The sequence below is a fragment of the Stenotrophomonas maltophilia genome (genome assembly GCF_025642255.1).
Classification (GTDB): Bacteria; Pseudomonadota; Gammaproteobacteria; order Xanthomonadales; family Xanthomonadaceae; genus Stenotrophomonas; species Stenotrophomonas maltophilia_P.
Genome location: NZ_CP106759.1, coordinates 2871652 through 2883965, shown reverse-complemented (window position 1 = coordinate 2883965; position 12314 = coordinate 2871652). Strand labels below are relative to the sequence as shown.

At 66.4% G+C, this 12314-nt stretch carries 14 protein-coding genes; 7 read left to right on the top strand and 7 right to left on the bottom strand.

Annotation, left to right across the window (positions count from 1 at the left end; all coding sequences use genetic code 11):
* The first annotated feature begins 165 nt into the window (after positions 1-165).
* Together apbC and dcd are read left to right on the top strand one after the other, a co-directional pair.
* Positions 166-1020 (top strand): iron-sulfur cluster carrier protein ApbC, encoded by an 855-nt coding sequence (gene apbC, locus N8888_RS13330; RefSeq protein ID WP_053516830.1) that lies wholly within the window; start codon positions 166-168, stop codon positions 1018-1020.
* Positions 1021-1094: 74 nt separating this feature from the next.
* Entirely contained in the window at positions 1095-1667 is a 573-nt protein-coding gene (dcd, locus tag N8888_RS13325; protein WP_065174891.1) for a dCTP deaminase, read from the top strand.
* A gap of 66 nt (positions 1668-1733) precedes the next feature.
* Here dcd and N8888_RS13320 read toward each other — a convergent pair whose 3' ends face one another.
* The 3 genes from N8888_RS13320 to N8888_RS13310 are packed head-to-tail and all read right to left on the bottom strand — an operon-like array spanning position 1734 to position 3007.
* The gene (locus N8888_RS13320) at positions 1734-1901 is read right to left on the bottom strand and encodes a LiaI-LiaF-like domain-containing protein (protein WP_005410498.1); all 168 of its coding nucleotides are present in this window, start codon (positions 1899-1901) and stop codon (positions 1734-1736) included.
* A 15-nt stretch (positions 1902-1916) separates the two neighbouring features.
* Positions 1917-2339 (bottom strand): HIT domain-containing protein, encoded by a 423-nt coding sequence (locus N8888_RS13315; RefSeq protein ID WP_053516834.1) that lies wholly within the window; start codon positions 2337-2339, stop codon positions 1917-1919.
* Positions 2336-3007, bottom strand: coding sequence for a dienelactone hydrolase family protein (locus tag N8888_RS13310; protein WP_065174892.1), 672 nt, complete (start codon positions 3005-3007; stop codon positions 2336-2338). The genes N8888_RS13315 and N8888_RS13310 overlap by 4 nt, the downstream gene beginning before the upstream one ends.
* 345 nt (positions 3008-3352) lie before the next feature.
* On the opposite strand from N8888_RS13310, the gene N8888_RS13305 reads away from it, so the two are divergent.
* The 3 genes from N8888_RS13305 (at position 3353) to N8888_RS13295 (ending at position 6453) form a co-directional block, all read left to right on the top strand.
* Positions 3353-3877, top strand: a complete 525-nt coding sequence (locus N8888_RS13305; RefSeq protein WP_263175205.1) for a hypothetical protein — start codon at positions 3353-3355, stop codon at positions 3875-3877.
* Positions 3878-4261: 384 nt separating this feature from the next.
* The gene (gene rimO, locus N8888_RS13300; RefSeq protein WP_263175204.1) at positions 4262-5623 is read left to right on the top strand and encodes a 30S ribosomal protein S12 methylthiotransferase RimO; all 1362 of its coding nucleotides are present in this window, start codon (positions 4262-4264) and stop codon (positions 5621-5623) included.
* A complete protein-coding gene (locus N8888_RS13295) occupies positions 5620-6453 on the top strand; it encodes a DUF3025 domain-containing protein (protein ID WP_430542987.1) in 834 nt (277 codons plus the stop codon). Before rimO ends, N8888_RS13295 begins: the two co-directional genes overlap by 4 nt.
* A gap of 52 nt (positions 6454-6505) precedes the next feature.
* On the opposite strand, the gene greB is transcribed toward N8888_RS13295, so the two are convergent.
* The gene (greB, locus tag N8888_RS13290; RefSeq protein WP_053516845.1) at positions 6506-7012 is read right to left on the bottom strand and encodes a transcription elongation factor GreB; all 507 of its coding nucleotides are present in this window, start codon (positions 7010-7012) and stop codon (positions 6506-6508) included.
* Positions 7013-7047: 35 nt separating this feature from the next.
* Positions 7048-8553 carry a helicase HerA-like domain-containing protein gene (locus N8888_RS13285; RefSeq protein ID WP_053516846.1) on the bottom strand — a complete coding sequence of 502 codons (1506 nt, stop codon included), beginning with the start codon at positions 8551-8553 and terminating at the stop codon, positions 7048-7050.
* A gap of 123 nt (positions 8554-8676) precedes the next feature.
* Between N8888_RS13285 and N8888_RS13280 the strand changes: the two genes are divergently transcribed.
* Positions 8677-10287 carry a transglycosylase SLT domain-containing protein gene (locus N8888_RS13280; RefSeq protein ID WP_065174896.1) on the top strand — a complete coding sequence of 537 codons (1611 nt, stop codon included), beginning with the start codon at positions 8677-8679 and terminating at the stop codon, positions 10285-10287.
* 23 nt (positions 10288-10310) lie between these two features.
* Complete coding sequence (locus tag N8888_RS13275; RefSeq protein WP_053516848.1) at positions 10311-10658, top strand: ribonuclease E inhibitor RraB; 348 nt, start codon at positions 10311-10313, stop codon at positions 10656-10658.
* A gap of 61 nt (positions 10659-10719) precedes the next feature.
* On the opposite strand, the gene asd is transcribed toward N8888_RS13275, so the two are convergent.
* Together asd and N8888_RS13265 are read right to left on the bottom strand one after the other, a co-directional pair.
* On the bottom strand, positions 10720-11562 hold the full coding sequence (gene asd, locus N8888_RS13270; protein ID WP_053516850.1) for an archaetidylserine decarboxylase: 843 nt from the start codon (positions 11560-11562) through the stop codon (positions 10720-10722).
* Entirely contained in the window at positions 11559-12209 is a 651-nt protein-coding gene (locus tag N8888_RS13265) for an SCO family protein (protein ID WP_065181843.1), read from the bottom strand. The genes asd and N8888_RS13265 overlap by 4 nt, the downstream gene beginning before the upstream one ends.
* Between the last annotated feature and the right edge of the window lie 105 nt (positions 12210-12314).

Below are 12314 nucleotides of genomic sequence, written 5' to 3'. Positions count from 1 at the left end.
GTGAAAGTTTCCACCTGTGCACCCAGCGGGGCAGAGAGGCAACGCCGCCGTGGGGCGCCGACTTGAGAATTCATGCGCGGATCTGGGCAATCCTGAATCAAGTCAGCTTGCGCCCAGCTTGTATGATGTCGGGTTCTCCTTCCTGACTTTCCGCCGGAGCCCGCAGTGAACAGTCCGACCCGTCGTCCCCATGCAAGCCAGGTGCAGAAGGGGCTGGCACCGCACGCGCGCATCCGCAACGTGATCGCGGTCGGCTCGGGCAAGGGCGGTGTCGGCAAGTCCACCACGGCCGTCAATCTGGCGGTGGCGCTGCAGCAGCTGGGCGCGCGGGTGGGCGTGCTCGATGCGGACATCTATGGCCCCAGCGTTCCCGCCATGCTGGGCCTGTCCGGCCGCCCGGAAAGCCCGGACAACAAGAGCATCGAACCGCTGCGTGCCTTCGGCGTGGACACCATGTCGATCGGTTACCTGATCGAGGAAGACACGCCGATGATCTGGCGTGGGCCGATGGCGACCTCGGCAATGACCCAGCTGTTCAACGACACCCTGTGGGACGACCTCGACTTCCTGTTGATCGACCTGCCGCCCGGCACCGGTGACATCCAGCTGACGCTGACCCAGAAGATTCCGCTGGCCGGTGCGGTGATCGTCACCACGCCGCAGGACATCGCCACGCTGGATGCGAAGAAGGCACTGAAGATGTTCGAGAAGGTCGAAGTGCCGGTGCTGGGCATCGTCGAGAACATGGCGGTACATACCTGCAGCCAGTGCGGCCACGTCGAGCACCTGTTCGGCGAGGGGGGCGGGGAGCGCATGGCGGCGCAGTACGGCGTGCCGCTGCTGGGATCGCTGCCGTTGCAGATCGGCATCCGTGAGCAGGGTGACGCAGGCACACCGATCACCGCCGCGCAGCCGGATTCCCTGCCGGCCCAGGCCTATCGCCACGCCGCGCAGCGGCTCATCGAGGAAGTGGGCAAGCGCCCGCGTGCCTCGATCCCGATCCTGTCGTCGCTGCTGTAGGGACCGGGCGGGGAGGGCGGTGGCGCCCGGCCCCCTGCTAGAATCCTCGCGCCCCCTCGCACCCAGGACAGAGCATGAGCATCAAGAGTGACCGTTGGATCCGCCGCATGTCCGAACAGCACGGCATGATCGAGCCGTTCGAGGCCGGGCAGGTGAAGCAGGTCAACGGCCAGCGCATCGTCAGCTACGGTACCTCCAGCTACGGCTACGACGTGCGTTGCTCGCGCGAGTTCAAGGTGTTCACCAACATCAACTCGACCATCGTGGACCCGAAGCACTTCGATTCGGGCAGCTTCGTCGACATCACCGCCGACGAATGCATCATCCCGCCCAACAGCTTCGCGCTGGCGCGTACCGTGGAGTATTTCCGCATTCCGCGCGACACCCTCGTGGTGTGCCTGGGCAAGAGCACCTACGCGCGTTGCGGCATCATCGTCAACGTCACTCCGCTCGAGCCGGAGTGGGAAGGCCATGTGACCCTGGAGTTCAGCAACACCACGCCGCTGCCGGCGCGCATCTACGCCAACGAAGGCGTGGCCCAGATGCTGTTCTTCCAGGCGGCGGCCGATGATATCTGCGAAACGTCCTACAAGGACCGTGGTGGCAAGTACCAGGGCCAGACCGGCGTCACCCTGCCGCGCACCTGACGGACCGGTAGCGCCGGGTCATGCCCGGCGTCGCTCGATCGAAGGCGGCGCTTGCGCCGCCTTCGCTTATTTGCCGCGGCCGAACAGCATGGCGATGCCGACGCCGACCAGGGCCACCGGCCACCAGGTCAGCAGCAGCTTGGACAGGTTCAGGTGCGTCCAGCCCAGGTTGCTGGCAAGCATGAACAGCCCGATCAGGATCAGCAGGATGGCGGCGACGAGGTTGAATCGCATCGTGTCGGCACGGTCTCAGGAGTGGGCCGGATATCCTAGCCGTTCCTTCCAGTAGGCGACATGCTGCTGCAGCGCGTCCGGTTCGTAGCGGTGCGCAGGACCGCTGCCCCACACCGGTCCCGGCCACGCCGGATCGCCGTCGTGGCGGCCGATCACGTGGAAATGCAGCTGGCGCACGATGTTGCCCAATGCGCCGATGTTGATCTTCTCCACCCCGTCGGAGCCCTTCAGGGCCTTGCAGGCGCGGTTGAGTTCGGTGCGCAGCTTGTCCTGCTGGTCGCCGTCCAGTTCGATCCACTCCGTTACCCCGGCCAGACGCGGCACCAGGATCAGCCAGGGAAACCGTTCGTCGTTCATCAACCGCACTTGCGACAGCGGGCCTTGCGCCACCAGAACGCTGTCGGTGGCCAGGCGGGAATCAAGTTCGAAATCGCTCATCCAAGATGCTCCGTGAAGAAGTCCAGGGTGCGTTGCAGCGCCAGGGTGGCGCTGTCTGGATCATACGCATGTCCGACCTCGCGGTTGAAGGCATGGTCGGCCGGGTAGACATAGGTCGCCATCTGCGGCAGCTTCTGGCGATGCGCCTCCACGGCCTCCGGCGGGATGCTGCGGTCCTGCGCGCCGAAGTGGAAGATCACCGGCGCCTTCGGTGTCTCGTCCAGATACTGCACGTTGCGTGCGCCGTAATAGCTCACCGAGGGCAGGCCGAGGCGCAGCGCGGACAGCATCGCCACCGTTCCGCCCCAGCAGTAGCCGACCGTGCCGACCTTGCCGAAGGGGGCAAGCCGGGTTGCTGCGGCGCGCACCACTTCCAGTGCCCGTTCAATGCCCAGCGCACTTACCCGTTCCAGGCCCTGTTTCACCCCTTCAGGGTCATAGGGCAGGGCGTCGGGGTCGGCGTCCGGGCCATCGACCAGGTCGAAGAACGACGGCGCCAGCACGGCATAGCCTTCGGCGGCGAAGCGCTCGGCCACGCCACGGATGTGCGGATTGGCGCCGAAGATCTCCTGCACGACCACCAGGCCGCCACGCGGCGTGCCCGCCGGCAGGGCCTGCCAGGCCCGGACCGGGCCATGATGCGTATCCAGGGTGATCCATTCGGACATCGTCGGGTTCCTCATAGCAGTGGACAGGCCTGCATTGTCGGCGCTGGGCGGGTTAGCGCGGCGTCTGCGGCTGTGCGTGATCGGGCGGCTGATGCATCGAGCGACGTCGGATCGCGACTTGACCGAATGCGTCGCGGACGATCCTGCCAGGGATTCTGGCATCTGATTCGGCCTGGCTCTGACAGTAGATTCAGTAAAGCACCTGCTGAAGCCAAGAGGGCGAGCAGATAGCGTTTCGTTCGCGGAACTCCAGTCTGGAGGGGCGATGTGGGGCTGATCATATCTCGGCATGTTTCCGGGGCGCGGCGTGAAGGCGCAGGCGCCCGATAAATGGAGTTTCATGAAATGAAAAAGGAATTTCGCCTTCTGTGTGCATTGGGGATGGCAACAATGCACACGGTGGCTATGGCCAACCAATCGTCGTACCAGGACCGCCAGATGGCGTCATCGGATGGCAGGCAGTGGGTTGAGCGGACGGTGCGCCTCTCTGATTTCGAAGGCGGCGACGTGGCTGTGCAGGTGCGCCTTTTCAAGGATGGAAAGGGCGGTTTTGTATATCGTTATGATGATCAGAATGAAACCACAAAGCTCTATCACCAGGCCGCCTGCGAAGTCATGAACTCAAAGGTGCGGCGTGGCGAAACCGTGATATCTGGCGAGTCGGCCGTCGTTGGTTGGTCCTGTGAGGGTGATTCAGATCCGGCGGAGGATTCGAATTCAGCCTCCAGCGACATGACGCAGCCCAGGGCGGGGTACTACGTATTTGCATTGGCGCCCAGTGGGAGTGCGCCAATCGGAGTCAATTTCAATTCGGTGGGTACTGCTCGTTTCCAGAATTCGTTGGCAGGGAAATCTACAGGCGCTGCATGACCTCCGCGAGCGATGAATACGCGGGCCCAACAAACAACGGACCAATCATCGTCTATTGATGTCGCAATCAACGCTTCTGTGCGTCCGTGGCGACGGTGGGCCGTGAGACGATTGCCGCTCCGTGAGCGTCGAGCCTTCGCAGCGCGTTCCGCCGGGTCGAGCCGGAGCTCCAGCTCAAGCCGCCGGGGGCCTTGACGCGTTCACGGGTACCCCGCTGATGGAGATGGCACGTGGGGCCGAATCCGGGGCGCTCCCCTCAGTACACCCCGGGGGCGTTCAGAGCGCGGCCCTCAACCCCGGTATACTGGTGCCCTTTCAGGCCCCGGCCCCCAGGAACCCCTGCCACTCCGGCAGGGGCCCAGGCCCCCAGAGTCCCGCGATTCCATGTCCCAGCTGAACCCCAAAGTCGGCTTCGTCAGCCTTGGCTGCCCGAAGGCCCTTGTCGATTCCGAGCGCATCCTGACCCAACTGCGGTCGGAGGGATACGACATCGTCCCGTCCTATGACTCGGCCGACGTGGTGGTGGTCAACACCTGTGGCTTCATCGACTCGGCGGTGACGGAGTCGCTGGACGCCATCGGCGAGGCGATGAACCAGAACGGCAAGGTCATCGTCACCGGCTGCCTGGGCAAGCGCCCCGAACAGATCCGTGAGGCGTACCCGAACGTGCTGGCGGTGTCCGGCCCGCAGGACTACCAGAGCGTGATGGAGGCGGTGCATGAGGCGCTGCCGCCCCGGCATGATCCGTTCGTGGACCTGGTGCCCGACTACGGCATCAAGCTGACCCCGCGCCACTACGCCTATCTGAAGATTTCCGAAGGCTGCAACCACGCGTGCAGTTTCTGCATCATTCCGTCGATGCGCGGCAAGCTGGTCTCGCGCCCGGTCGATGAAGTGCTGCGCGAAGCCGAGCGCCTGGTCCGGGGCGGTGTGCGTGAGCTGCTGGTGGTATCGCAGGACACCTCCGCCTACGGCGTGGACGTGAAGTACGCCGAGAAGATGTGGCGCGACAAGGCCTACCAGACCCGCCTGAAAGCGCTGTGCGAGGGCCTGTCCGAACTGGACGCGTGGGTGCGCATGCACTACGTGTACCCGTACCCGCACGTGGATGACGTGGTGCCGTTGATGGCCGAGAACCGCATCCTGCCGTACCTGGACATTCCGTTCCAGCACGCCAGCCCGCGTATCCTGCGACTGATGAAGCGCCCCGGTGCGGTGGAAAAGACGCTGGAGCGCGTGCAGAACTGGCGCCGCATCGCGCCGGACATCACCGTGCGTTCGACCTTCATCGTCGGTTTCCCGGGCGAGACCGAAGCGGAGTTCGAGGAGCTGCTGTCGTTCCTCGATGAGGCGCAGCTGGACCGCGTGGGTGCGTTCGCGTATTCGCCGGTCGAGGATGCTACCGCCAACGCTCTTCCGGACCCTGTCCCGGAAGAGGTGAAGCAGGAGCGCCTGGCGCGCTTCATGGAAAAGCAGGCACAGATCTCGGCCGCACGTCTGGAGGCCAAGATCGGCACGGTCCAGCAGTGCCTGGTCGATGCCATCGAAGGTGACATCGCCGTGGCCCGTTCCAAGGCCGATGCACCGGAAATCGATGGACTGGTGCATATCCAGAATGCCGACCAGGTGCCGCTGCGCGTAGGCGAATTCATCAACGTGGAAATCACCGAGAGCGACGAACACGATCTGTATGGCGACGCGCTGCCGCCGACCACGCGCCCGGCCTTCGACCTGAAGGTGCTCTGATCATGGCCGAGGGTGCTGCCGGCCACGCTGGCAGCCCTCGGCGATTCGTGCCGCCGCCGCGCGCGGCGGTGGACCCGGCGGTGTTCGATCATCCGCTGTTTGCCCGGGTGCGTGCCTTCCGCGATCTTCTGTCCAGCGACCGCTGGCCGACCGTTGCCGAGCTGGATGCGCGGCTGGCGTTGCGCGGGCGGCGACTGGTCGAGCAGGATGCTGCGTTGCTGGCCGATGGCCTGCACTACGAAACGCGCATCGCGCAGGGGCGTATCGCCACCCGTGCGGCGAGCTGGCACGATCTGTTCAATGCATTGATGTGGGCGTGTCACCCGCAGCTGAAGCACGCGCTCAACAGGCGGCAATGCCTGCACGTCGCCACGATGCCAACGGGTCAACGTAATCGCGCGCAGGCGGCGCTGACCCAGTTCGACGAGACCGGCGTGATCGTGTGCGTCCAGGACGATGCGCTGATCGCTGCGTGGGACGCCCACGACTGGCCGATGCTGTTCGCGCCGCCGCACTGGCAGGCCGGTCGCATCACCATCGCCGCGGTGTTCGGCCATGCACTGATGGAACAGGCGTTGCTGCCGGGGCGCCTGCTGGTCGGCAAGTGCGTGGTGGTGCGCGGCGATGATGAGGGTGCCTGCATCGAGACCGTGGCCCGGGCGATCGAGCAGGGCGCGACGGTGACCGATCCGCTGCAGCTGCGCCCGCTGCCACTGGCCGGAATCCCCGGCTGGCACCCGCAGCAGGACGCCGCCTTCCATGGCAACGCCGACTACTTCCGCCCGCTGCGGCAGGGCCGCCTGTACCCGCCGCCGCTCTTGCCCCGGTAGCGCCGGGCCATGCCCGGCGCTGGATTGACAGCAACGCCGGGAGGGCTCGGTGTTACGAAGACGGGTACTCGACGCTGATCACCGCGAAGGTGAACCGGCCGCCCGGCAGTTCCACCGAGAATTCATCGTCCAGGCGCTTCTTCAGCACGGCCCGCGCCAGCGGCGAGTCGATGCTGATCCAGCCCAGGCCGGCGTCGGTTTCATCCGGCCCAACGATGCGGTAACGGCTGGTCTCACCACTGTCGATGTTCTCCAGTTCGATCCATGCACCGAAGAACACCGCTTGTGGATCGGTCGGCGTGGTATCGACCACACGCAGCGATTCGAGCCGCTTGGTCAGGTAGCGCACGCGGCGGTCGATTTCACCCAACTGCTTCTTGCGGTAGGTGTACTCGGCGTTCTCCGAGCGGTCGCCCTCGGCGGCGGCAGCGGCCAGCGCCTTCACCACCTCGGGCCGGCGTACCCGCCACAGGTCGTCCAGCTCGGCTTTCAGCCGGGCGTGGCCGGCGGCGGTGATCAGGGCGGTGCTTTTCTCTGCGGGCGGACGCCAACGGGACATGTAATACAGCTTCTTCTCAGGAATACGAAAGGGCCTCAGCGCTTGCCGCCGAAGATGCCGCCCAGGATGCCGCGCACGATCTGGTTGCCCAGCTTGGTCCCGACCGTGCGCGTGGTCTGCTTGGCCATGGTTTCAATCATGCCCTGGCGACGCTTGGTGCCGAAGATCGCATCCTTGATCGCCTGGCCGAATCCACCTTCCTGTGCCTCGTCCTGCTCGCGGCTGCGCGCGGCCGGGGTCTGGGCCTGCTCCACGCTCTTCTGCGCCCGCTGGGCCAGCAGCTCGGCGGCCGATTCACGGTTGACGGCCGTGTCGTAGCGGCTGCCGACCGGGCTGCCGGCACGCACCTGCGCGCGCTCGGCCTCGGTGACCGGCCCCATCCGGCAGCGGGGCGGCGCGATCATCGTCTGCTGGACCGGCATCGGCACGCCCTTGTCCTGCAACGTGGAAACCAGTGCTTCACCGGTGCCGAGCTGGCTCAGCACCTTGGCGACATCCAGCTTCGGGTTCGGCACGAAGGTTTCGGCAGCGGTCCTGACCGCCTTCTGGTCGCGCGGCGTGAAGGCCCGCAGCGCGTGCTGCACGCGGTTGCCGAGCTGGCCCAGGATGTTGGAGGGCACGTCGTCGGGGAACTGCGAGCAGAAGTACACGCCCACGCCCTTGGAGCGTATCAGCCGCACCACCTGCTCGATGCGCTGCACCAGCGAGGATGGCGCATCGTCGAACAGCAGGTGGGCCTCGTCGAAGATGAATACCAGCTTGGGCTTGTCGAGGTCGCCCACTTCCGGCAGCTGTTCGAACAGTTCCGACAGCAGCCAGAGCAGGAAGGTCGAGTACAGCTTGGGCTTGAGCACCAGCTGGTCGGCGGCGAGGATGCCGATCACACCGCGGCCGTCGTGATTGACCCGCATGATGTCGGCCAGTTCCAGTGCCGGCTCGCCGAAGAAGTTCTCACCGCCGTCCTGCGCCAGCCGCAGCACGGCACGCTGGATCGCTGCGATCGACTGCGCGCTGACCAGTCCGTACTCGGTGGAAATGTCCTTGCGCTCTTCGGCGACCAGGCCGAGCAGGGCCCGCAGATCATCCATGTCCAGCAACAGCAGGCCGCGGTCGTCGGCCAGCTTGAACACGATGTCCAGCACGCCGGCCTGGGTGTCATTCAATTCGAGGATGCGCGCGAGCAGGGTCGGCCCCATCTCGCTGACGGTGGTGCGCACCGGGTGGCCGAGTTTTCCGTACAGGTCCCAGAAGATGGCCGGGCTGCCCGCTGGCGCATAGTCGGCCACGCCGATGTCCGCGGCGCGCTTCAGCAGCGCTTCGCTGCCCGTGCCGGGCACGGCCAGGCCGGACACATCGCCCTTCACGTCAGCGAGGAACACCGGAACCCCGAGCCGCGAGAATCCTTCGGCCAGGGTCATCAGGGTCACGGTCTTGCCGGTGCCGGTGGCGCCCGCCACCAGCCCGTGGCGGTTGCCGAGTTTCGGCAGCAGGGTGACGGCCACATCGTCGGTGATGCCTTTGCCGAGCAGAATCGGATCCATGGTCCAGCCCTTGTGGTGAATGCGCCCAATGTTAACCGGCAGCGATGACGGCCCGAAGGTCGGCTTGCCCCGACCTTGGCGGCGCCGCTACTCTGCCTGCCTGTTTCGCACACAGTGCCAAAAATGCCCGTTCCTGTCCTGATTTCCCGCACCTGGCCGTTGCTGGCCCTGGCTGGCCTGGTTTCCCTGGCCCCCGATGCCCACGCCCAGCGGGTTTCCGCCCGGGACAAAGTGAAGGTAGATGCCCTGCAGCAGCGCATGACGGCTGCCGAGAAGCGTTACAGCGATGCGCTGCTGCTGGTGGCCAACGCCGACCCCAAGGGCAGCAACGAGGCCGACGCGGCGCTGGAGGACATGGAGGATGTCATCAGTGAGTGCGTGAAGCAGAAGGGTTGCCAGATGAGCAACATGCTGGCCACCTACAAGCGCCTGCTCAAGCGCGATGCCGATGCGGCCGCGGAAGACGAGGGCGGTGAACTGCCCGCCGAGCGGCTGGAAGCCGACCCCGACCATATCGGTCCGTTGACCGCCGACGTGCCGGAAGCCGCACGCGCAGCGGCACTGCTCAACGACAAGCGGCACGCCTTCGACAACATGGTCGAGTACAACCCGGCCGTCCAGGCCGGCATCCGCCGCTGGCTGACCGACATGCGTCCGGCGCTGCTGACCAGCTACGAGAACTACCAGAACCTGCGTGCCGTGATGTGGCCGGAGTGGGAGAAGCGCGGCCTGCCCGAAGCGCTCCTGTTCGGCATCATGGCCAAGGAATCCAATGGGCGCGTGCATGCGTCCTCGCGCGCTGGCGCCGCCGGCCTGATGCAGTTCATGCCGGCCACCGGGCGGCGTTTCGGCCTCGGTCCGGACGGCACCGGGTTCGATACCCGCTTCGATGCCCACAGCGCTGCTGAAGCCAGTGCGACCTATCTCAACGAGCGCATGCGCGAGCTCAACAACAACATCGAGTTGTCGCTGGCCGGGTACAACGGCGGTGAAGGGCGCGCCCTGCGCGTGGCGCGCGAGAATCCGGGGCAGAGCTTCTGGGTCGACCGTGTCTACAACCAGTTCCCCGGTGAAACCAAGGATTACGTGCCGATGGTGATCGCTGCGGCGTGGATCTTCCTGCACCCCCAGCAGTACGGCGTGGAGTTCCCGAAGATCAGCGCGCAGCCGGCCACCCTGCGCCTGGCGCGCTCGACCACCATCTACGAGCTGACGATCTGCCTGGGCAGCCACGGCACCCGTGATGGCTACATGCGTGCGCTGCGCAACCTCAATCCGCGTTATGAGGCTGATGGCTGGATTCCGGCCGGCACCCTGATCAACGCAACCACCCGCATCGCGAGCCTGTATCAGCGCAACTGCGTGAGCGGACCGCGTGCCGACCTGGCGCGCACCCTGATCACGGCCGACCTCAATGCCGCCATCGTGCGGCCAAGCGCTGCCAGCTACACCGGCAGCGTGGCGGTGGGCGGCGTGGTGCCGGTGGCCGATGCAGCCAGTTCGACCAGCGTACCGACCGCACCGGTGGCGGCAGTGGCCGCGCCTCGGCCGGCACCGGCCGCGCGACCGAAGCCGGCACGCAGCTACAAGGTCGGCCGCGGCGAGACGCTGGGCCGCATCGCGGCCAAGTTCCAGTGCGACGTGCCGACGCTGGCACGCGCCAACGGTCTGAAGGCACCGGCCTACAGCCTGCGCCACGGCCAGGTGCTGAAGCTGCAGGGCTGCGAAAAGTAATCCCCACGACCTCTGGAACTGCCATGGACCTTGAAGCAACCCGCAACCTGTTCGCCAATCTGCGCGAAAACACCGACTGGGACATCAGCGGCCCGCTGCTGTGGGGCTATTTCTTCGTGCATTCCACTGCCGAGCCGCTGCAGGCACTGGCCGCGCATCTGCAGGCGCAGGGCTACACCCTGGTGGAGGTGTTCGAGCAGGAGCCGGACGAGGGGGACGCGCCGTTCCACGTGCTGCATGTGGAGCGCGTGGAGGTCCACGACGAAGCGTCGCTGGATCGCCGCAACCAGGAGCTGGCAGCGCTGGCAGCGCAGATGGGTGTGGAAGACTACGACGGCATGGACGTCGGCCCGGCCCCCACCCTGCAGTAGGGGCCTGTGCGTAGTGCCGGGCGCGTGCCCGGCGCTGCGCAGCAACCCGGTGGCGGGATTGTCAGCGCAGCGTGGCCAGGGCCTGGCCGAGCTGCACCGGTGACTCCGCCGCCAGGTGTGGAGCGAACTCCGCCACGCCCGGCGGCAGCAGCACGACCACGGTCGAGCCATAGTTGAAGCGTGCCATCTCCGCGAAGCGCTCCAGGCGGATGCCCTGGCCGCGATAGTCCTTGCGGGTGATGCGGTCACCGTACTGAGGGATCTCCTCGCCGCTCCACACTGTCTCCACGCCGGAGACCAGCAGCGCGCCGACCATCACGCTCACCATCGGGCCGAAGCTGGTATCGAAATGGCAGACCAGGCGCTCGTTGCGTGCGAACAGGCGTGGCACGCCTGCCACGGCGGCCGGACCCACGCTGAAAAGGCGGCCTGGCACATGCACGGTCTCGCGCAGGGTGCCGGTCCAGGGCATGTGCACACGGTGGTAGTCGCGCGGGGACAGGTAGACGGTCGCGTACAGGCCGTCGTTGAACGGCTTGGCGTCTTCGGCGCTGCCCAGCAGCTCGGCGGCGGTGAACGACTGGCCCTTGGCCTGGAAGATGCGGCCGGCCTCGATGTTGCCGAGCTGGCTGACACGGCCGTCGGCCGGCATCACCAGGGTGCGCGGATCGGCATCGGCCACGCGTGCGCCCGGTTTCAGCGCACGGGTGAAGAACTGGTTGAAGGTGGCGTAACTGCGCGGGTCGGGGTTGGCGGCTTCGTCCAGATTGACGTTGAACCTGCGGCTGACGGTGTCGATCAGCCAGCGCGACACGCGCGGGTTGTCCGAGTACGCCAGCGAGCGCGCCATCGAGGACAACAGGCGATGGGGCAGGGCGTATGTCAGGGCGGTGGTGAGGCTCATGGGGCGGTTTTCTCGGTCAGCTTCTGCAGGTCGCGGGCGATCGCCGGCGCGTTGAACGGGGGCCGCACCAGGCCGGCGAGCCGGCCCTGCGGATCGAGCACGGCCAGGCTGGCCGAGTGCTCGACGGTGTAATCCTCGGGATTCTCGTCGAAATGCTTGCCCGGCACCTTCTGGAACACGAAGCCCAGTGCGGTGGCGAAGCGTTCCAGCGAAGGGACGTCGGCGGTGGCCGCCAGGGTGTCCCTGTGGAAGCCGTGCGCGTACTCGCCAAGGCGGGTGGCGCTGTCGCGCTCGGGATCGACGGAGACGAACAGCACCCGCGGACGCAGCCCGTCGGGCAGTGCTTCCCACTGCTGCTGCGCACCGGCCAGTTCGGCCAGGGTGGTCGGGCACACGTCGGGGCAGAAGGTGAACCCCAGGAACACCAGGGTCCAATGGCCCTTCAGCTCGCCCGGAATGAGCCGCGTGCCATCGGACTGGGCCAGGTTGAAGTCGGGCAGCTCGCGCGGCTGCGGGTACAGGGTGATCGCTTCGGTGGCCGGCTGGCCGGCCGGGGGCTTCGGAGCAAAGACCTGCTGCGCGGCGAGCAGGCCCAGGCCCGCCGCCAGGGCGATCAGCAGGATGATGCCGACGTTGCGATTGAACATGGGAGCCCCCGCGCGAAGTGGTCCCCATCATACCGGCTGCGGCCTGATCGTTTCCGTCGCAACGGATGCCGGCGCAGGCGCCAGCCCCTATAATCGGGGGCCACT